We start from the raw sequence: 18,100 nt of genomic DNA, 5'->3' as shown, positions 1-18,100 counted from the left end.
CAATATTCTGGTTCTCAGGCCTACAGCAGAATGAATCGGGTAGTATGTCGCCATCTGGGAGAGAAATCTTCTTTCTCGACCGAATTGACCCACTCGAACCGTTTCCCATGGCCGATCCAACCAGCGCCGCCACGACCCCAACCGCGGGCCGCCCGCCAGGCAAGCTCGCCCCCAAACTGGACGAAACCGACCGCCGCATCCTGCGCGCGCTGCGCCGGGACGGCCGTCTGTCCAATCTGAAGCTGGCCGAACAGGTCGGGCTGTCTCCCACGCCGTGCTGGAACCGCGTCCGTGCGCTCGAGGAGGCCGGCGTGATTCAGGGCTATACCGCGTTGTTGAACCAGAAGGCGCTGGGCCTGCCCGACACCGTGCTGATCGAGGTCACGCTGGAGCGGCACGACGACGACATGCTCGACCGCTTCGGCCGCGCACTGGCGCAACTGCCCGAGGTCATGGAGGCGTACCTGCTGACCGGCGAGTATGACTATCTGATCAAGGTGGCGGTGGCGGGCACCGAAGGCTACGAGGAGTTCCTGCGCCACAAGCTGTACAAGCTGCCCGGGCTGCGGCACAGCCGCTCGACCTTCGTGCTGCGCTGCATGAAGCGCGAGCCGTCGGTCGAGCCCTGAGACATGCGGTGCGCCGCGGTGGCCTGTCGGCGTCGAGCCCGTTTTTATTCGACCACTTCCAGCTGGAATTCCCCGCTCGGGCCGTCGTAGCCGATCCGCAAGCGCGCGCCGTTATGGCGGCACGATTTCGCTACGCTGCGCAGTTCCGCCTGGCGTTCGCCGCGCCGCAGATGCGAGCGTGCCTTGGTGCTGATTTCGGTGGGACCGCAGTCGTCATTGCGGCATTGATAGCGCATCCATTGCCCATATGAGCGCGGGCGTGCCGATGCTTCCGTGATGGTTGTGCACAGCGGACAACGTTGCAAGGCTTCCTTCATTGCCATTCCCATTCGGTGTCATTTGCGCGGTCATCGTGCGAGCGTTCGGAAAAAGCGCTGCCAAGCTCACTCCAATGAGCGCAAGCGATTGACGCAAAGTGATTTAACGCAAGAAAGTGCTGCCGGAAGAAAGCAGATTATCGGCACAGAGGGATGGGCTTGGCTACCCCCAAATCGGTAGCCCCTCGGCGGGAGGGTCGGCACCGCGCGATCGGGCGATCGCCGCGGTGCCATGATGCCGCCCTCGACGAGGGCATGGCAGCAGGATCGCCGGCGCTCAGGCTGCCTTGGCGACGACGGCGCCGGCGGCCGGCTTCGCCTTTGCGGCTGCCTTCGGTGCAGCCTTCTTCGGAGCCTTGACGACCTTGGCGGCCGGCTTCGCTGCCTTCGGTGCAGCGGCCTTCGGTGCAGCCGCCTTCGGTGCAGCCTTCCTCGGCGCGGCGGTCTTCGCACCGGCCGGCTTCTTTGCCGACTTCGCGGCCTTCGCGGCCTTGGCCTTTTCCTTCTGCGCGGCCAGCTTGTCCTTGGCAGCCTGCTTCTCGGCCTGCAGTGCCAGCTTGGCGGCGGCGACGGTCTCGGCCACTTCGCGCTTGGCGGCGTCGATCGCCTTCTTGGTGTCGGCGCGCAGCTTCAGCAGGCGCTTCTTCGCGGCTTGCGCTTCGCGTGCCAGCACGCTGGCCTTCTTGGTCGGCGCCGCCGGCTTGGCGGACTTCACTGCGCGCGGTGCGCTTTTCTTGTTGGCAACGGCCATTGTTCGATATACCCGAAATGTGGTTTATGGAGCGCGGAGTATAACCGGTCACCCGTGTCGGAAGAAACGTTCTCGTCGCATCGTGCGCGGCCATTGCACGAGAAAACGATCGTCTATGCTGCCTACTGGATTTGCCGCGCGAGACCGGCAGTGTTGCGCGGCGAGTCCTTCAGTCGATTCATTCCCGGTGGCGAATCGAATTCCGATTCGATTCCAGACTGACAACGCGGCCACCACGCCGCGCAAGGAGCGACAGAAATGACCGATATGAATTCCGGCGCTTCCCCCAGCCAGGGCAGCACGGCGATCCCGTGCGTGCGCTATCGCGATGCGCCGTCGGCAATCGCGTGGTTATGCGATACCTTTGGTTTTACCCGGCATCTAGTCGTGGAAAACGATGACGGCACCATTGCCCACGCGCAATTGCGTTACGGCAAGGGCATGGTGATGCTGGGTTCGGTGCTCGATTCCCCGTATGGCAAGCTGATGCGCCAGCCGGACGAAGTCGGCGGCGGGCAGACCCAAAGCATTTATCTGGTCGTGCCGGATCCCGATGCGGTATTCGCGCGCGCCCAGGCTGCCGGCGCGCAGATCGTGCTCGATCTGAAGGATCAGGATTATGGCGGCCGCGATTTCAGCTGCTTCGATCTGGAAGGCCATCTGTGGACCATCGGCAGCTATGATCCGTGGGTCAGCACGTCGTAACGACAAATCGCATTCCGACCCATTCCATTTCAAAAACAGTTCCGAAAACAGGAGACGCCTCGATGGCAAGCCAGATCTTCGTCAACCTCCCCGTCAAGGACCTCGACCGCTCGGTCGATTTTTTTACGCGGCTCGGCTATCGCTTCGATCCGAAATTCACCGACCGCAATGCCACCTGCATGATCGTGTCGGACCAGATCTACGTGATGCTGCTGGTCGAGGAATTCTTCAGGACGTTCACCGGCAAGGCCATCTGCGATACCGGCAGCAGCAACGAAGTGATACTCGCGCTGTCGATGGACAGCCGTGCCGCGGTCGACGACATGGTGTCGAAGGCGGTCGCAGCCGGCGCGCGCACGCCGAACGAGCCGAAGGACTACGGCTTCATGTATCAGCACGGCTACGAAGACCTGGACGGCCATCTGTGGGAGGTGTTCTACATGCAGCCGGAGGCCGCGCAGTAGTCGTAGACCCCATCACGGCGTGGGTGGCGGCGCGTTGCGCTCTCAGCTGCTCGCCGCCTGCAGCGCCGTCACCAGCGCCATCAGCGGCCCGCTGTGCTGGGCGCGGCGCAGCCACATCGCCTCCACAGGCGGCAGGTCCCAGCGCAACGCATGAGGCAGCAGCGCGGCGCCGCCGCCGTTGGCAAGCTCCGCCGCGACCGCGCGCGGCACGATGGTGATCGTGCGCGGCTGCGTCCGCAGCAGCGTGGCGATCGTCTTGATCGAATAGGTCTCGACCAGCGGCAGCGGCGGCGCCACGCCCGCGGTCGCAAACATCGTGTTGATCGTGCGGCGTGTCGGCGTCTGCGGCGGCGGCATGATCCAGTCGAGCGTGGCAAGCCGAGCCCAATCGAGCGGGCCGCGCGACAGCCGCGCCGCCGCGCGCGACGGCACCACCAGCGCCGGCTCCTCGCGGTACAGCGGCATCTGCACGATGTCTTCGCCGGCGGCATAGAAGGAGCGCGCGATCACGCAATCGACCTCGTGCGCGCGCAACGCGCCGACCAGTTCGTCGGTGGTGCCCTCGCGCACCAGCACCGCGATGCGCGGCTGCTGGCTCAGCGCATGCGAGCAGGCCGCGTCGAGTATCGCCGGCGCGATGAATGGAATCACGCCGATCCGGAGCCTGCCGCCGAGCCCCGTATCGAGGACCGCCAGCTCGTCGCCGAGCGCGCGTGCGTCGGCCAAGGCGAGCCGCGCATACGCCAGCACCGCGGCACCGGTCTCGGTGGCCTCCAGTCCCGCGCGCGATCGGTGAAACAGCGGCGTCAGGAAGATCTCCTCGATCTCGCGCAGCGCCTTGGTGACCGCCGGCTGGCTCAGGTTCAGCTCGGCCGCCGCGCGCGACAGCGAGCGATGCCGCTCCAATACCAGCAGCAGCGACAGCTGCTTCAGGCGCAGGCGGGAGATCAGGTTGTGCTGCAGGCGGTCGGCGAAGGCGGGCATGGCGAAGAAAGAAAAAAGGCAAAGGGGTCGGATGCGGGGAGTCGTATTCCCAGTCGTATCCCCAGACGTATAACCATTCGGGAATGGAAGAATAATGCAATCGTCCGTTCTGGTTATTCGATCTTTCTATACTTGCCCCATTCCTGCCCAGTCAGGCCGCACTCGGAAACCAGCATGTTCACCACCCGCCCCGAAATCGTCGGTACCTTCGGCGTCGTCTCGTCGACGCACTGGCTCGCCTCGCAGACCGCGATGGGCGTGCTCGAGCGCGGCGGCAATGCCTTCGATGCGGCGGTGGCCGGCGGTTTCGTGCTGCAGGTGGTCGAGCCGCATCTGAATGGCCCCGGCGGCGAGGTGCCGATCCTGCTGTGGAGCGAACGCGAACGCGCGGTGCGCTCGATCTGCGGCCAGGGTCCCGCACCGGCGCTGGCAGATCCGGCCGCGCTGCGCGCGATGGGGCTGGATCTGATGCCCGGCATCGGCCTGATGCCCGCTACCGTGCCCGGTGCGTTTGGCGCCTGGCTGACGATGCTGCGCGACTACGGCACGTGGTCGCTGGCCGACGTACTGGCGCCGGCGATCGCCTACGCGCGCGACGGTTTTCCGCTGGTGCCGCGCATTTCGCAGGCGATCCTCGCGGTGCGCGAACTGTTCCAGCGCGAATGGCGCGATTCGGCCGACGTTTGGCTCGTCGATGGCCGCGTGCCGTCGCCCGGCAGCCTGCACGCGACGCCCGCGCTGGCGCGCACCTACCGGCGCATCGTCGAAGAATCGCAGGCGGCCGGCGGCACGCGCGAGAAGCAGATCGATGCCGCGCTCGATTGCTGGTATCGCGGCTTCGTCGCGCGCGAGATCGATACCTACTGCCGCACCCAGCAGGTTCGCGACACCACCGGCGAGCGCCATCGCGGCCTGCTGCGCTACGAGGACATGGCGGGCTGGCAGCCCGAGGTCGAGGCGCCGCTGACGCTGGATTTCGGCCGCCATACGGTCGCAAAGTGCGGCGTCTGGAGCCAGGGCCCGGCCTTCCTGCAGCAGCTCGGCATGCTGCGGCACGCGGGGCTGGAGGCGCACGAACCGACGTCGCCGGGCTTCGTCCACCGGATCGCTGAGGCGGCCAAGCTGGCAATGGCAGATCGCCTGGCCTGGTATGGCGACCCGCGCTTTGCCGACGTGCCGGCGCAGGGTTTGCTCGACGCGGACTATCTGCGGGCGCGAGCGCAACTGATCGGGGAGCAGGCATCGCGCGAGTTGCGTGCCGGCAGCGTCGACGGCCGCGCGCCGCGGCTGCCCGATCTCGACGCGGCCGAACGCACGCTGGCAAACGCCGATACGCGCTTCGGCGTCGGCGAGCCGACCTTTGCCGCGCTGCCGCCGGTGCAGCAGTGGGCCGAGAAAGAGATCTTCGTCGGCGACACCTGCCATCTCGACGTGATCGACCGCGACGGCAATATGGTCGCCGCCACGCCATCCGGCGGCTGGCTGTCGTCGAGCCCGGCCATTCCGGCGCTGGGCTTCGCGCTCAATACGCGGCTGCAGATGACCTGGCTCGAGCCGGGCCTGCCCAATTCGCTGGCGCCGGGCAAGCGGCCCTGCACCACGCTGTCGCCGTCGCTGGCGTTGCGCGACGGCGAGCCTTACATGGTGTTCGGCACGCCCGGCGGCGACCAGCAGGATCAATGGTCGCTGGCCTTCTTCCTGCGCCACGCGGTGCACGGCATGAACCTGCAGGAAGCGATCGACGCGCCGGCCTGGCACATCGACCACTTCCCGGGCTCGTTCTGGCCGCGCCAGACCGTGCTGAACCGGCTCAGCATCGAATCGCGCTTTCCGCAGGCCACGCTGGACGCGCTGCGCGATGCCGGCCATGAATTGCGGGTCGGCGAGCCGTGGTCGGAAGGACGGATGTCGGCCTGTTCGCGCGAGCGCGACGGCAAGGGCAGGCTGGTGCTGCGCGCCGGCGCGAATCCGCGCGGCATGCAGGGCTATGCGGTGGGACGTTGACAGCGGGGATGCCTTGAGAACGGGGATGCCGCGGCACGGCCGGCACAGGCGTCGGCATGTCACGGCACGATCGAACGACAAAATGACAGAACGACAGAACGACAGGCCGGACGCGCGGTGCGCCCGGCATGACATACGGGGAGAAGCGAGGATGAACGCGAGGAGGAAAGCGACCATGAAGACGACGATTCGAAGCTGGCTGCGCGGCGTGGCCGCGCTGGCGCTGTGCTGCGCCGCGGGCACCGCGGCGGCGCAGGACTATCCGACCAAGCCGGTCACACTGGTGGTGCCGTGGGCCCCGGGCGGTTCGACCGATATCCTGGCGCGCGTGCTGTCCGAACGGCTGACGCGCTCGCTGGGCCAGCCGGTGATCGTCGACAACAAGCCGGGCGCGTCGGGCAATATCGGCTCGGCGATGGTCGCGCGCGCCAAGCCGGACGGCTATACGCTGCTGATCGGCTCGATGAGCACGCATGCGATGAATCCGGCGATGATGCCCAATATGCCGTTCCGCGGCGTCGAGGATTTCACGCCGCTGGGCCTGCTGGCCTATGTCACCAACACGATGGTGGTTCACCCATCGGTGCCGGCCAACAACGTCAAGGAACTGATCGCCTATGCACGCGCCAATCCCGGCAAGCTGGCCTACGCCAGCGCGGGCCCGGGTTCCACCAACCATCTGAGCGCGGTGCTGTTCGAGAAGATGGCCGGCGTCGAGATGCTGCACGTGCCGTACAAGGGCGGCGCGCCGGCCGTGGTCGACACGGTGGCGGGCCAGACCCAGCTGCTGTTCTCGGCCGGCACGCAGACGCTGCCGCACGTCAAGGCCAACAAGCTGAAGCTGCTGGCGGTGACCGAGGCCAAGCGCTCGCCGCTGCTGCCCAATGTGCCGACGGTCGCCGAGACCGTGCCGGGCTACGAACTGGCGGTCTGGTATGGCGCCTTCGGTCCCGCCGGCATGCCGCCGGCGCTGGTGGCGCGCCTGAATGCCGAGATCAACAAGGTGATGCAGCTGCCCGAGGTCAAGGCGAAGATGGACGCGATCGGCGTGGAGACGACCACGTCGACGCCGCAGCAGTTCGGCCAGGTGCTGCGGCGCGATGCCGAGCGCTACGGCAAGCTGATCCGCGACCTGAAGATCAGCGCGGAGTAAGCGTGAGCGAAGCATCGAATCTGCGGGTGGATTCTGCGATGGCAGCGTTGGCTGCGCTGCGGCCGCGATTGTCCGCGCAGCAGGCGTCCGCGCTGGAGGTTGCGGTTGCCCAGTCCGAACGGACCGCCGCGCTGTTCGACGCGGTCGGCGCCGCCACGCTGGCGCTGCTCGGTCCCGGGCTGCTGACAGTCAATCTGTGGCGCCCGGACAGCCGCGAGGTGGTGCGCCAATGGTCCAGCGATCCCGCCGCCTATCCGGTCGGCGGCAGCAAGCGCAAGGGCGATACGCCGTGGGCGCGCCAGCTGCTGGAGCGCTGCGAGGTCTTCGTCGGCGAGGGCGACGCGGCGCTGACCGAAGTATTCGACGATGTCGCAACGATCCGCGCGCTCGGGCTGAGGGCAGTGGTCAATGTACCGATCGGCGAGCGGGGTCGCTGCATCGGCACGTTCAACTACCTCAGCCCGAGGTCGGCGTGGCAGGCCGACGAGGTCGAGACGCTGCGCCAGTTGGCCGGCCTGGCCGCGCCGGCCGTGGCGCATTGCCGTGCCGGTCACGCCGACCACGCCGGTCACGCCGAGCCGGTGCGCGACGCGCGCTAGCTGCCGATCGGCTCCGGCGCCGGCTGCACGAAGCGCCGCGACAGCAGCGCCTCGCGCGGATGGTAGTAGCGCAGCGTCAGCGAGAACCGTCCGGCCGGCGCGGGCAGCCAGTTCGCCTCGCGCGCCGGCTCGGGCCGCGCATGCTGCAGCCACAGGTCGATGCTGCCGTCGGCGTTGACCTGTAGCCCCGGCGTGCGGTCGCCGATCGTATAGCGGCCGATCGGGTTCTCCGTGAAGAAGCGCCGCCCATCGGGCGCGAACTCGTACATCGACAGCGACCAGAACGCGTCGACCGGCATCGCCGGCGGGATATGCAGCCGGTAGGCACGGGCCCCGTCCAGCCGTTCGCCGGCGGCATCGTTGACGCAGGTCGCGTAGATCGCCTCGGCGCGTTCCAGCGCGCCCAGTCCGATCAGCGACACATGGGCGCGGTAGGTGTAGTCCTTGCCGAAGTTGCCCAGATGGTCCGGGCCCGACTGCCACGGCCCCGATTCGGAGCCGTTGCCGAAGCCCGGCGTGCGCGCCAGCTCCTTGCGCAGCGCCGGCAGCATCGTGCGCCACGCTTGCTGGACCGGCGCCGGCAACTGCGCGAAGACGTCGCGATGGCCCGGGCGGACGCCGGCTTCGGCAAAGCCCGCCACCAGGTCTCGCTCGTCGGCAGGGACCGGATTGCGGCCCAGCACCTCATTGACCAGATCGAGATAGCGCGCCGGATCGGCCTCGTCGGGCACGGTCTTCAGCAGGCCGCCATCGCCGCCATCGCCGCCATCGGCGCCATTTCCGCCATCCCGCCGTGCCACCGGCTCGAGGCCGATCGCGTCCTGCAGCGCATGCACCGCCGGCAGATCGTGCTCGCCATCGACCAGCAACCGGCCCAGCAGCCAGACGTCGTTGCTGGGGCAGCGTACCAGCCGCGCACCGGCCGGCGCGTCGCCGGCCCAGTCCGGCCCCGCCAGCAGAAATTCGGCCGCCCGTGTGCCCGTGGTGCGGTTGCCGATGCAGGCGAAGTTGTTGGTGAAGATGTCCAGCAGCGCGATGCTGTAGTAGCGCTCGCCCATGTCGGGCAGCCGCAGCAGCATCGGTCCGTCGTGCAGCGCCAGGTACGACAGCGTATAGAGCGTGTCGTTGTTGGGCTGCGTCACGGTGCGGGCGCGATGGTCGAGCAGCCGGCGGTAATGCAGCAGTCCATTGACGGGCACGCGGTTGCGATTCTGCGGGTTCTGCGTGATCTGCCAGCGGACCTGAGCGAGGTCGTGCACCGGGAAGGTATAGATGAAGGCCTCGCGCAGGCGCGCGGCGAGGGCGGGATCGGTCGTGGTGTTTTCCATGGCTTGCGTCGTGGCGTCTAGAAGATGGTGCGGATGCCCAGCGAGATGCCGAGCTGCCCCTTGGCGTCGGGGCGCTTGTAGTAGACCTGCGAGGTCGCCGGCGCGTAGCCGACCGATTGCCCGTTGGGCAGGTAGGCGATGTTGTCCCAGTTCAGCGAGGCATTGCGCGCGTACATCACGCCGGCGAACACATCGGTGCGCTTGGTCAGGCGGTAGTCGGCCAGCGCCAGGTACTGCTGCGGATTGGCCGGGTTGACGCTGGCGCCGCCGATATCGGCGCGCTTGATGTCGTCGTAGTACCAGGCCAGGCTCAGCCGCAGCGCGGGCGTGGTCTGCCAGTGCACGCCGGCCCAATACATGTCGTCGCGGTGGGGCAGCAGCGTCGGGGTGCCCTCGCCGGGCGCGACCGAGTTGCCCCAGCGGTAGCCGGCGACGAACTTGAACGCGCCGATCTCGTAGCTGCCGGCCAGGAAGGCCCGCATGTCGCGGCCGTAGTCGCCCGAGGACGAGGCGCCGGCCGCCTGCGCGGCGTTCAGCGTCTTGACTTCGTCATAGGCGGCCGCCACGCCGAAGCCGTTGGTGTAGTACGACACGCCGATGCCATAGGCCGAGCCCGCCGCCAGGCTGCCGGTGCGCTCTCCGAACGACCAGTGCGTGTGCAGCGACAACGGCCCGAACTTGCCCTGGTACTGCACCATGTTGTTCTCGCGGAAGTTCGGCCCGGCCATGCCGACCACCGGCTCGAACTCGGGCGCGTAGGCGACCGGCGTGAAGCTGCCCAGCGCAAGGAACGACGAGGTGTACTGGCGGCCCAAGGTGATGCGGCCGAGCTTGTCGTTCTTCAGGCCGACGAACGCCTGGCGGCCGAACATCGCGTTCTGCCCCATCCGTCCGTCGTCGGTGTTGAACTGGTTCTCCAGCACGAACAGCGCCTGCGTGCCGCCACCGAGCTCCTCGGTGCCGCGCAGGCCGAAGCGCGACTGCGCGATGCCCGACGAATTGAGCATCGTGCGCGAGCCGCTGCCAGGCGCCAGCACGCCGCCGCTGACGTTCTGCGAATTGTTGACGTACTGCAGGCTGGCGGTGACCACGCCATACAAGGTCACCGACGATTGCGCATGCGCGCCCTGCGCCATCAGGCCGGCGGCCGCCGCCGTGATCCACCATCGCTTCATGCCGTGTCTCCTCCGCGTCTTGCGGTGTTTTCGTTGCCCGCTCGCGTTTAATACGTCGTATTACGCGGGTCCGGAACACCATAGCGCCGCATCGCGATTCGAAAATCTGGGGATTACCCCGATGCGCCCGGCACGCCGTTGGCGGCGCCGGAGTTCTCGGGTTAATCCCTAGTATTAGAACGGCGCGACGCGACTATGCTGACAGCGAACCTCGCGATGTTCGCGGGGAAAACGCGGATTGCACGCATGAAGCTGAAACAGATTCGCTCGGTGATCGGCGAGGACGCCGAGACGGCGGGGCGGCGCAAGACAGCTGCGCCGGCCGCCGAGGACGACGCCCAGGTGCCCGGCACCGCGGCCAGGATGCTGGAGATCGCCGAGCGGCTCTTTGCCGAGCATGGCGTCGAGCAGGTGCCGCTGCGGCAGATCGTGATCGAGAGCGGGCAGCGCAACCGCTCCGCGCTGCACTACCACTTCGGCTCGCGCGAGGCGCTGGTCAGCCATCTGCTGAACCGGCGGCTGCACCAGATCAACGTGATTCGCCATCGCTATCTGGACCGGCTGGTCGCCGAGGGCCGCGACACCGATCTGCATGCGGTGGTCGAGTCCACCATCCTGCCGCTGGCCGATGCGGTGCGCGATACCGACTGGGGCCGCCACTACCTGCAGGTGCTGGCGCAGACCACGTTCAGCCCGAACCTGCTGAAGAAGGGACTGGTCGAACGCGACGCGGTGTCGGCGCTGATCCGCGTGCGCAAGCTGGTATTCACGCTGTGTCCGCAGGTGCCGCGCGAGGTCATGAATCTGCGGCTGACCTGGTTCAACGACACCGTGGTCTATTCGCTGGCGCACTGGTATCGCGATCAGGGCCGCCGCGGCGGCGAGCCGCCGCTGTCCGAGCTGATCGACTTCTGCGCCGCGAGCCTGAGCGCGCCGGTCGGTTCCCGCGTCGGCCGGCGCTAGCGCAGCCCACCTTTTCCTGGCGTTGCCCACGATGACGCTCCCCGACGGAGCGGGGCGGCGCTCGTCCTTCGTTCTGTCACAGGAGTCGTTCGCATGCAGGATTTCGAAGCGCGCCCCGCCGCGCTGGCCACCGGCGACGGGGTCGAGGCCGTCGCCCCGGGCGTCTGGAAGCTGCACGGCCAGGGCCAGTCCTTCGTCGCGCGGATCGCCACGCAGACCACCACGCAGGCCGGTGCCGCCGATGGCGATGCGCTGCTGCTGGTCGATGCCGGTCCCGGCGGCGCCATCACGCGGAGCATGATCGACGCGCTGCGCAGCGTGACTTCGCTGCCGCTGGCGGCCATCGTCTTCAGCCACGGCCATCTCGGCTACAACAGCGGCTTGCCGCTGTGGCTCGCGCATTGCGCCGAACGCGGCGACCCCGCGCCGCGCGTGATCGCCCACGCCAACGTGCTGCCGCGCCAGGCCCGCTACCGCGCCACCATGCCGCTGCAGGAGGCGCTGGCCGAGGTCCAGTTCCGCCAGCCGCGCGGACGCCTGGGCGGCAAGCTGAGCCAGCACGCACCGACCGAGACCTTTGCGCAGGGGCTGACCGTCGGCACCGGTCCGCGCCGCGCCGAGCTGCTGTGGGCGCCGTCGGAGACCGACGACGCGGTCGCGGTCTGGCTCCCGGAATCGCGGATCCTGTACGGCGGTCCTGCCGTCATCGATTCGATCCCGAACATCGGCACCCCGCTGCGCACGCTGCGCGACGCACCGCGCTGGGCGCGCACGCTGGAAAACCTCGCCGCACTCGAGCCGCAGCGCGTGGTGCGGGAATTCGGCGCGGACCTGTGCGGCGCGCAGGCGGTCGAGGTACTGCGCCATACCGCCGGCGCGCTGCACTGGCTGCACGACGAGGTGATCCGGCTGATCAACCAGGGCATGGACGAGCGCGAGATGCTGGCGGCGCTGCGCTATCCCGAAGCGCTGTTCGGCAAGCCATGGATGCGGCCGAGCTACGGCGATCCCAGCTATATCGCGCGCGACATCTACCGCGCCGAAAACGGCTGGTGGGACCGCAACGCGACGTCGCTGCATCCGGCCCCGCCCGAGCAGGCGGGCGCGCAGATCGCCGAGGCGGTCAGCGATCACGACGCGCTGATCCGCCATGCCCAGGCGCTCGCCGACAAGGGCGAGATTCAGCTCGCGCTCCATGTGATCGACGTGCTCGCCGGCGCGCCCGGCGATGCGCCGACGCTGCGGCGCGCGCGCGAACTGAAAGCCGGCTGGCTGCGCCAGCGCTCGCGCCAGGTCGCCAGCTATGTTTCGCGCAGCCTCTACCTGGCCTGCGCCGACAGCATCGAACGCGGCGAGCGCCACCCGTTCAGCCGACCGCTCAGCCAACCGTTCAGCCGATGACAGGGAGGAACCGAATGATGTCGTTCGACAGCAAGGAAGAAGCGCGCATCAAGGACATGGACAGCGGCGCGCCGCAAGGTAGTCGGCGGCGAACGCTGCTGGCGCTGATGGCCATGATCGCCGCGCCGCTCGCGGCGGGGCCGGCATGGGCGGCCGATGCCTGGCCGTCGCGGCCGATCCGGCTCGTGGTGGCGTCCTCGGCGGGCAGCGGCACCGACCTGTTCGCCCGCGTCATCGCCGAACGGCTGGGCAAGCGGCTGGGACAGACCGTGGTGGTGGACAACAAGCCCGGCGCGACCGGCATCATCGGCGTCGATGCCGTCGCCAAGGCCGCGCCCGATGGCTATACGCTGCTGTTCACCTATGCGGCGTCGGTCGTCATCAACCATACGCTGCAGCCCAAGCTCCCCTACGACGCGCTGCGCGACCTGGCGCCGGTCGCGCAGGTCGGCGAGGGCGGAAACTTCCTGGTGGTCACGCCGGATTTTCCCGCGCGCAACCTGCGCGAGTTCGTCGCCGCGGTCAAGGCCAGACCCGATGCCTACGACTACGGCTCGTGGGGCATCGGCTCCGGCGGGCACCTGACGATGGAGGCGCTGAAGATGCAGGCCGGACTGCGCATGCGCCACGTCCCGTACAAGGCCGTGGGGCAGGTACTGAACGATCTGCAGGGCGGCATGATCAAGGTGGCCTTCGTCGATACCTCGTCGTCGCTGCCGCTGATCCGCTCCGGCAAGATCCGCGCGCTGGCGATCAGCGGCAGCCGCCGCGGCTCGGTTTCGCCCGAGGTGCCGACCATGCGCGAACAGGGCTATCCGTTCGATACCAACAGCTGGTATGGCCTGTTCGCGCCCGCCGGCACGCCGGCGCCGATCGTCAAGCGGCTCAACACGGAGATCAACGGCATGCTGGGCGACCCGCAGATCCGCGAGCGCTTCGCGCTGATGAACATGGCCAATCCGCCGGCCAAGACCAGCGAGGCCTTCGCGGCGACGATCCGCGACGACATCAAGGTATGGGGCGAGATCATCCGGGCCAACGGGGTGACGGTCGACTGAAGGCCGCCCGGCGCCCGCGGGTATGTGTCTTGCGTCGGCAATGGGAAGGGCTGCGGCGCCGCGCTGTCGCGGCAAGCCGCAGGCTGCACCCTCCACCCATTGCAAACGGAGATGCGCATGAAGGACAAATCTTCAGGGATCCCGAATCCCGTGGCCCCGCAGTCCGTCGAGTCGCTGAAGCCGGAAAAGGGCTCGCTGTCGCAGGAACGCGGGCAGAATCCGGCCGCCGAAGCCGACACGCTGCCGTCGGAAAGCAACCCGGCGGGGAGCGGTGCGCAGGGGCAGCACGGCCAAGGCCAGGGCCAGGGGCAGCAGCAGGGCGGGAAGCCAGGCGAAAAGGCCGGAGAAAAGTCGGGCAAAAAACCGGGTCCCACGGCAAACGAGGTGATGAACGAGCAGGTATCGCCACCGGACGAGCAGGGCGACCGGATGCAGTCGGACCGGCCGCATATCGGCGGTTGACGTAGCCCTGCGTGCACGAAGCCGCGCCCGCCGTTCAGCCTGGTGCCACAGTGGCCGAGATGAGTAGCGAAGTAGTCCAAATACAGCGTTGACTACTTTGCTACTCACACGCCTCCGCCGTGGAACCAACGCCGCAGCGATAGCGGACGGATCTAGGATTCGATGGATGCCGCGCGGCTCCGACCGGCGGCCCGCTTGCGCACCGAGATGACCATGGGGTGCTGCTCGAAGTGGGCAAGCAGATTGCTCTTCTGCATGTCGGTGAGCCGCGACGCGACAATCATCTGCGGCCAGTTCTTCACGGCCGCCAGCACGGTACGCTGGATCGCCGCGGCGGCCGGTTTCTCGAGCAGCCGCAGATGTCCGCAAAACTGGCGCAGCATGGCTGGCGACAAGTGCTGATGGCGCCCGCGTGTGCCGTCCGCGGATGGCGGCAACAGCTCCGGTGGCACGATGAAGATGGCATGGCCGGTACGGCGCTGATAGGCGCTGTAGCCGACGATGTCGTAGGCGGGAGACAAGGTCGGTGTGATGCCGTCCCGGTAGATGACGCCCACGTTCTTCAGATGCATGTCCGGGTTGCCAAGCAGCTCGTTGACCGTCATCCGCCGCAGCAGCTCGTGCACTGCCGCCTCGCCCAGAGAGGGTTGCGCCAGCATGATCGCGGCCATCGCGAGATAGCTGTGGCGGTACTTGTCTTCGGGCTCGACAGCCATGATCTGGCCGAAATCCTCCACATGGAAACGTGAGCCGGGCGCCCGGTCGAAACGTGTGACCGCGAGAAAGTTCGTGGCGCCGGTGACGTCGTTGCCGAGGTCGTAGCCATGCTCGACGGCGAGCTTCTCCAGCGGTTCCAGCTTTGCCTCGCAGACATCCACGCCCGCCGCCCGGGCCAGCCGCAACGATAGTTCTTCCAGTTCGGGCAACAGCGGATGACCGACGACGGGCAGCTTGGCGATGATGTGGGTGTCCTGCATCTTTGTGCGGCCCACATAGCGGTCGCCATCCCGGATGACGCCGACCTTCGGCTGCACGCCGGAAACGGAGACGCCATCCTCCATCGGCTCCTCGACGACGCTCATTTCCAGCGAGTCGGCATCCTGCGTCACCAGATGCGCGGCTTCCTGCCGCGTCAGTGTGACGGGCCGCGCGTGGACATTGCCCGGCAAGTCTCTGCCGGTCGCCGCCAGCATCTCGAAATGGTCGTCCGGTTCGCAGCCACGGACCGCGGCAACATGATCCCGAAACACGCCTTCGGGCAGCAGCCCCTGGAAGAACGGGGGCAGCAGCCAGCCCTTGCGTCTGGATTGCCGGCCGTTGAACACCGGCGCCGAGACATTGGCCCACAAGGCGCGCTGCGTTTCCGGGTCGTCGGCGCGCATCGACAGCGACAGGGTAGGGGCCTTGTCTCCCAGCGCAACGAAGGCGTCGTCCGCGACGAAGCGCAGGATCGGGTTGTCGGTGCCGTACTGAAACAGCAGGCCAGCGCGCTGTTCGCCGAGATAGATGGCCAGGGTCTTGAGGTTCATTGCGGGCGGTTGGACTTCAGGCGTTGGAGAGCGGCATCGACCACCGATGGAATGGCAGGCTGCGCGGGACCCGCCGCCCCGAACAGCGGTCGGGCTTCCCGCGGAACCAACATCAGCTCGAGGCCAAGCCGATCGGCGACGGCCAACAGCGTGGAAACCTTGAAGTCCTGATTCCCTTGCAGAACGTGGCTAAGGGTCCGAAAAGTGATTCCGGCGTCATGGGCAAGTCGGGTCTTGCCGTAGCCGACACGTTCGGTCTGGGCGGACAGGACTTGGGACACCTCTTCAATGGTTTTCATTGTACTAAAGTATCATTTTTCGCCATAAAGATACTTTAGTATCGATGCTGGGGGCAGTCAATGACGATAGCAAAGTATCATATTCATCGAAAACGATACTTTAGTATCACTGCGCGCTGTTTAGAAATCCACGATGGAGCTGCTGGCGAGTGGCGGTGGACTGTTCGCGGACGGGGCTGCGTCTCCATGACTGCCGACCGCGGCACGTGACCACCGCCGGCATGCCTTGGACTCAAACCGCGGTATGCCCCCCATCGGCCATCACCAGCGCGCCGGTCACGAAGCTCGCCTTGTCCGACGCCAGGAAGGCGATCACCTCGGCGATCTCCTCCGGTTGCGCGGCGCGGCCCAGCAGGTTGTTCTTGCCGTGTTCGGCGAGGAACTCGCGGCCGTTCGGCATCTGGTCGTCGAGAATGCCGGTCACGATATCGCCCGGTCCCACCGCGTTGACGCGGATGCCGTGCTGGCCGTTCTCGGCCGCCAGCACGCGCGTCAGTTGCGCGACCGCGCCCTTGGAGGCGGCATAGGCGCCGATGGTCGGTAGCGCGACCACGCAGGCGTAGGAGCCGACGTTGACGATGGCGCCGCGCCTGGCGGGCACCATGGCCCGCAGCGCTTCGCGGGCGTGCACGAACATGCCGCGCGCGTTGATCGCAAGAATCTGGTCCCATTCGTCGACAGTCATGTCGGCGACCGTGCGGTTGATGATCCGGGCCGCATTGTTGACCAGGATGTCGAGCCGGCCGAAGCGAGCGATCGCCGTATCTACGGCGGCGCGGGCGGTGACTTCCTGCGACACGTCGCCGGTGATGGCGACGATCTCGCCGTCGATCTCGAGTTCGGCAACGGTGTCCTTGATGTCCTCGGCCACCACGCGCGCGCCGCGGCGGTGGAGCAGTTCCACGGTCGCGCGTCCGACTCCGCCGGCCGCGCCGGTCACGATGGCGACCCGGCCTTCGAGGTCGCGCTGGCCTTGCTGTGCATTCATGATGTGAACTCCGTACAGTAGAAGAGGAAGGGCCGCGATGGCGACGTTCGACCGTCGATGCCATCGCTTGCCGTCACTGTACGAAGTGCGAGCGCGCAAGCCCATGCCGAATCCTATGGAGCGCTTGCCCGATTCTCTGCAGGACGTCCTTGGCCGATTTCTCCGGCGCAGGACCCGCGCAGGACCCGCGCCGCGCTCAAGCGGCGCGTGCCCAATCCACCCGTGTGCGCAGCGCCATCGCTTCCTTCATCATGCGTGCCTCGTCGATCGGGCTGCGCCCGAAAAACCGCTTGAATTCCCGGCTGAACTGCGAGGGACTTTCATAGCCGACCTGGCTGGCCGCGACCGATGCGTTGATGCCCTGCTGGATCATCAGCATGCGCGCCTTGTGCAGCCGCGTGGCCTTGATGTACTGCAGCGGCGAGGTGCCGGTGACCGCCTTGAACGCCGCGTGGAAGGCCGCCACGCTCATCGCCGACGCGCTGGCCAGCGCGTCGACCGACAGCGGCTGGTCGTAGCCCGCATGGATCATGCGCAGCGCCTTGCCGATGCGGCCGAAGTTGCTCTGGTAGGCGAGCGATGCGCGCAGGGCCTCGCCCTGCGGGCCGCACAGCACGCGGAAATAGATCTCGCGCAGGATGGCCGGGCCCAGCACCGCGGCCTCCATGTCGGAGGTCAGCGCTTCGAGCAGGCGTACCACGGCGTCGCCGAGCCTGTCGTCGAGCGGGGTCGAGTGGATGCCGGATACCTCGGCGGACCTCGCGCTCTCCGCCGCGGATGGCGCTGCCGGTGCCGATGCCGGCGGCACCGACAGCGCCAGCTCGGCCAGCACGCCGAGGTCCACGCGGATCGAGATCGCCAGCATCGGCTCGTCGGGCGAGGCCTCGGTCTGCGACTCGAATGGGATCGGCAGCGACAGCACGAGGAAATGCTGGGCGTCGTAGACGAACTCGCGTCCCGCGAAGAAACCGCGCTTGCGCCCGCTGCACAGCACGATGATGCAGGGGTCGTAGAGCACCGGCGTACGCGGCAGCGGGCCGTTGGCGCGCAGGAACTTGACCGCGTCGAGCGCGGACATCGTGTATCCCTCGGCCGGCGCCAGGCGGCCGATCAGTGCCGCCATGCGTTCTTCACGCTGGCGGCGGGACTGCTCGGACCCGGATGGTTGTGGCGGCGTTGGCGTCGGAGCGGCGGTGACGGACATGGTCGGCATGGACGATGGCATGGCGGCGAATGTGGGACGCCGGGATGGGCGCCAGTGTAGCGCGCGCTGGCCGGGCCGCGGCCGTGC

19 protein-coding genes are annotated in these 18,100 nt (G+C 67.6%); 10 read left to right on the top strand and 9 right to left on the bottom strand.

Features of this window, described 5'->3' with window-relative positions:
• Positions 1-107: 107 nt before the first annotated feature.
• A complete protein-coding gene (locus tag M1D55_RS06475) occupies positions 108-629 on the top strand; it encodes an Lrp/AsnC family transcriptional regulator (protein WP_456280420.1) in 522 nt (173 codons plus the stop codon).
• A 44-nt stretch (positions 630-673) separates the two neighbouring features.
• Here the strand turns inward: M1D55_RS06475 and M1D55_RS06470 are convergent, their stop codons facing one another.
• A complete protein-coding gene (locus M1D55_RS06470; protein WP_006576870.1) occupies positions 674-946 on the bottom strand; it encodes a hypothetical protein in 273 nt (90 codons plus the stop codon).
• A 277-nt stretch (positions 947-1,223) separates the two neighbouring features.
• Positions 1,224-1,697, bottom strand: coding sequence for a fumarate hydratase (locus M1D55_RS06465; protein WP_456280419.1), 474 nt, complete (start codon positions 1,695-1,697; stop codon positions 1,224-1,226).
• Positions 1,698-1,955: 258 nt separating this feature from the next.
• On the opposite strand from M1D55_RS06465, the gene M1D55_RS06460 reads away from it, so the two are divergent.
• On the top strand, positions 1,956-2,402 hold the full coding sequence (locus M1D55_RS06460) for a VOC family protein (RefSeq protein WP_082928648.1): 447 nt from the start codon (positions 1,956-1,958) through the stop codon (positions 2,400-2,402).
• A 62-nt stretch (positions 2,403-2,464) separates the two neighbouring features.
• Entirely contained in the window at positions 2,465-2,866 is a 402-nt protein-coding gene (locus M1D55_RS06455; RefSeq protein ID WP_006576867.1) for a VOC family protein, read from the top strand.
• A 42-nt stretch (positions 2,867-2,908) separates the two neighbouring features.
• Here M1D55_RS06455 and M1D55_RS06450 read toward each other — a convergent pair whose 3' ends face one another.
• A complete protein-coding gene (locus tag M1D55_RS06450; protein WP_456280418.1) occupies positions 2,909-3,850 on the bottom strand; it encodes a LysR family transcriptional regulator in 942 nt (313 codons plus the stop codon).
• A 174-nt stretch (positions 3,851-4,024) separates the two neighbouring features.
• Between M1D55_RS06450 and M1D55_RS06445 the strand changes: the two genes are divergently transcribed.
• From M1D55_RS06445 to M1D55_RS06435, 3 genes are all read left to right on the top strand, one after another.
• A complete protein-coding gene (locus tag M1D55_RS06445) occupies positions 4,025-5,854 on the top strand; it encodes a gamma-glutamyltransferase family protein (protein ID WP_456280417.1) in 1,830 nt (609 codons plus the stop codon).
• A gap of 175 nt (positions 5,855-6,029) precedes the next feature.
• Positions 6,030-7,007 (top strand): Bug family tripartite tricarboxylate transporter substrate binding protein, encoded by a 978-nt coding sequence (locus M1D55_RS06440; RefSeq protein ID WP_456280416.1) that lies wholly within the window; start codon positions 6,030-6,032, stop codon positions 7,005-7,007.
• Between the two features lie 38 nt (positions 7,008-7,045).
• A complete protein-coding gene (locus tag M1D55_RS06435; RefSeq protein WP_456280415.1) occupies positions 7,046-7,606 on the top strand; it encodes a GAF domain-containing protein in 561 nt (186 codons plus the stop codon).
• On the opposite strand, the gene M1D55_RS06430 is transcribed toward M1D55_RS06435, so the two are convergent.
• Together M1D55_RS06430 and M1D55_RS06425 are read right to left on the bottom strand one after the other, a co-directional pair.
• A complete protein-coding gene (locus M1D55_RS06430; RefSeq protein WP_456280414.1) occupies positions 7,603-8,934 on the bottom strand; it encodes a DUF1254 domain-containing protein in 1,332 nt (443 codons plus the stop codon). The genes M1D55_RS06435 and M1D55_RS06430 overlap by 4 nt on opposite strands.
• Before the next feature lie 17 nt (positions 8,935-8,951).
• On the bottom strand, positions 8,952-10,109 hold the full coding sequence (locus tag M1D55_RS06425; RefSeq protein WP_456280413.1) for a porin: 1,158 nt from the start codon (positions 10,107-10,109) through the stop codon (positions 8,952-8,954).
• Between the two features lie 246 nt (positions 10,110-10,355).
• Here M1D55_RS06425 and M1D55_RS06420 point away from each other — a divergent pair, with 246 nt between their 5' ends.
• The 4 genes from M1D55_RS06420 to M1D55_RS06405 all read left to right on the top strand — a co-directional run bounded on the left by M1D55_RS06420 (position 10,356) and on the right by M1D55_RS06405 (position 13,993).
• Positions 10,356-11,072: a TetR/AcrR family transcriptional regulator gene (locus tag M1D55_RS06420; protein ID WP_023263334.1), complete on the top strand. Its 717-nt coding sequence runs from the start codon at positions 10,356-10,358 to the stop codon at positions 11,070-11,072.
• A gap of 93 nt (positions 11,073-11,165) precedes the next feature.
• Positions 11,166-12,473: an alkyl sulfatase dimerization domain-containing protein gene (locus tag M1D55_RS06415; RefSeq protein ID WP_006576261.1), complete on the top strand. Its 1,308-nt coding sequence runs from the start codon at positions 11,166-11,168 to the stop codon at positions 12,471-12,473.
• Between the two features lie 56 nt (positions 12,474-12,529).
• Positions 12,530-13,531, top strand: coding sequence for a Bug family tripartite tricarboxylate transporter substrate binding protein (locus M1D55_RS06410; RefSeq protein WP_043436710.1), 1,002 nt, complete (start codon positions 12,530-12,532; stop codon positions 13,529-13,531).
• A 117-nt stretch (positions 13,532-13,648) separates the two neighbouring features.
• A complete protein-coding gene (locus tag M1D55_RS06405) occupies positions 13,649-13,993 on the top strand; it encodes a hypothetical protein (RefSeq protein ID WP_006576259.1) in 345 nt (114 codons plus the stop codon).
• A 152-nt stretch (positions 13,994-14,145) separates the two neighbouring features.
• Here the strand turns inward: M1D55_RS06405 and M1D55_RS06400 are convergent, their stop codons facing one another.
• The 4 genes from M1D55_RS06400 to M1D55_RS06385 form a co-directional block, all read right to left on the bottom strand.
• Positions 14,146-15,522: a type II toxin-antitoxin system HipA family toxin gene (locus M1D55_RS06400; protein WP_456280412.1), complete on the bottom strand. Its 1,377-nt coding sequence runs from the start codon at positions 15,520-15,522 to the stop codon at positions 14,146-14,148.
• Positions 15,519-15,821 carry a helix-turn-helix domain-containing protein gene (locus tag M1D55_RS06395; protein WP_006576257.1) on the bottom strand — a complete coding sequence of 101 codons (303 nt, stop codon included), beginning with the start codon at positions 15,819-15,821 and terminating at the stop codon, positions 15,519-15,521. The genes M1D55_RS06400 and M1D55_RS06395 overlap by 4 nt, the downstream gene beginning before the upstream one ends.
• A gap of 232 nt (positions 15,822-16,053) precedes the next feature.
• Positions 16,054-16,809, bottom strand: coding sequence for an SDR family NAD(P)-dependent oxidoreductase (locus M1D55_RS06390; protein WP_456280411.1), 756 nt, complete (start codon positions 16,807-16,809; stop codon positions 16,054-16,056).
• A gap of 196 nt (positions 16,810-17,005) precedes the next feature.
• The gene (locus M1D55_RS06385) at positions 17,006-17,932 is read right to left on the bottom strand and encodes an AraC family transcriptional regulator (RefSeq protein ID WP_006576255.1); all 927 of its coding nucleotides are present in this window, start codon (positions 17,930-17,932) and stop codon (positions 17,006-17,008) included.
• Positions 17,933-18,100: the final 168 nt, after the last annotated feature.

This window comes from Cupriavidus sp. JZ107, from assembly GCF_053903255.1.
The sequence above is the reverse complement of the archived record's forward strand: the minus strand, read 5'-3'. Positions and strand labels throughout refer to the sequence as shown.

Coding starts and splice junctions, on each gene's coding strand:
- M1D55_RS06475 (WP_456280420.1), top strand. CDS start 108: ATGGCCGATCCAACCAGCGCCGCCACGACCCCAACCGCGGGCCGCCCG.
- M1D55_RS06470 (WP_006576870.1), bottom strand. CDS start 946: ATGAAGGAAGCCTTGCAACGTTGTCCGCTGTGCACAACCATCACGGAA.
- M1D55_RS06465 (WP_456280419.1), bottom strand. CDS start 1,697: ATGGCCGTTGCCAACAAGAAAAGCGCACCGCGCGCAGTGAAGTCCGCC.
- M1D55_RS06460 (WP_082928648.1), top strand. CDS start 1,956: ATGACCGATATGAATTCCGGCGCTTCCCCCAGCCAGGGCAGCACGGCG.
- M1D55_RS06455 (WP_006576867.1), top strand. CDS start 2,465: ATGGCAAGCCAGATCTTCGTCAACCTCCCCGTCAAGGACCTCGACCGC.
- M1D55_RS06450 (WP_456280418.1), bottom strand. CDS start 3,850: ATGCCCGCCTTCGCCGACCGCCTGCAGCACAACCTGATCTCCCGCCTG.
- M1D55_RS06445 (WP_456280417.1), top strand. CDS start 4,025: ATGTTCACCACCCGCCCCGAAATCGTCGGTACCTTCGGCGTCGTCTCG.
- M1D55_RS06440 (WP_456280416.1), top strand. CDS start 6,030: ATGAAGACGACGATTCGAAGCTGGCTGCGCGGCGTGGCCGCGCTGGCG.
- M1D55_RS06435 (WP_456280415.1), top strand. CDS start 7,046: ATGGCAGCGTTGGCTGCGCTGCGGCCGCGATTGTCCGCGCAGCAGGCG.
- M1D55_RS06430 (WP_456280414.1), bottom strand. CDS start 8,934: ATGGAAAACACCACGACCGATCCCGCCCTCGCCGCGCGCCTGCGCGAG.
- M1D55_RS06425 (WP_456280413.1), bottom strand. CDS start 10,109: ATGAAGCGATGGTGGATCACGGCGGCGGCCGCCGGCCTGATGGCGCAG.
- M1D55_RS06420 (WP_023263334.1), top strand. CDS start 10,356: ATGAAGCTGAAACAGATTCGCTCGGTGATCGGCGAGGACGCCGAGACG.
- M1D55_RS06415 (WP_006576261.1), top strand. CDS start 11,166: ATGCAGGATTTCGAAGCGCGCCCCGCCGCGCTGGCCACCGGCGACGGG.
- M1D55_RS06410 (WP_043436710.1), top strand. CDS start 12,530: ATGGACAGCGGCGCGCCGCAAGGTAGTCGGCGGCGAACGCTGCTGGCG.
- M1D55_RS06405 (WP_006576259.1), top strand. CDS start 13,649: ATGAAGGACAAATCTTCAGGGATCCCGAATCCCGTGGCCCCGCAGTCC.
- M1D55_RS06400 (WP_456280412.1), bottom strand. CDS start 15,522: ATGAACCTCAAGACCCTGGCCATCTATCTCGGCGAACAGCGCGCTGGC.
- M1D55_RS06395 (WP_006576257.1), bottom strand. CDS start 15,821: ATGAAAACCATTGAAGAGGTGTCCCAAGTCCTGTCCGCCCAGACCGAA.
- M1D55_RS06390 (WP_456280411.1), bottom strand. CDS start 16,809: ATGAATGCACAGCAAGGCCAGCGCGACCTCGAAGGCCGGGTCGCCATC.
- M1D55_RS06385 (WP_006576255.1), bottom strand. CDS start 17,932: ATGGCGGCACTGATCGGCCGCCTGGCGCCGGCCGAGGGATACACGATG.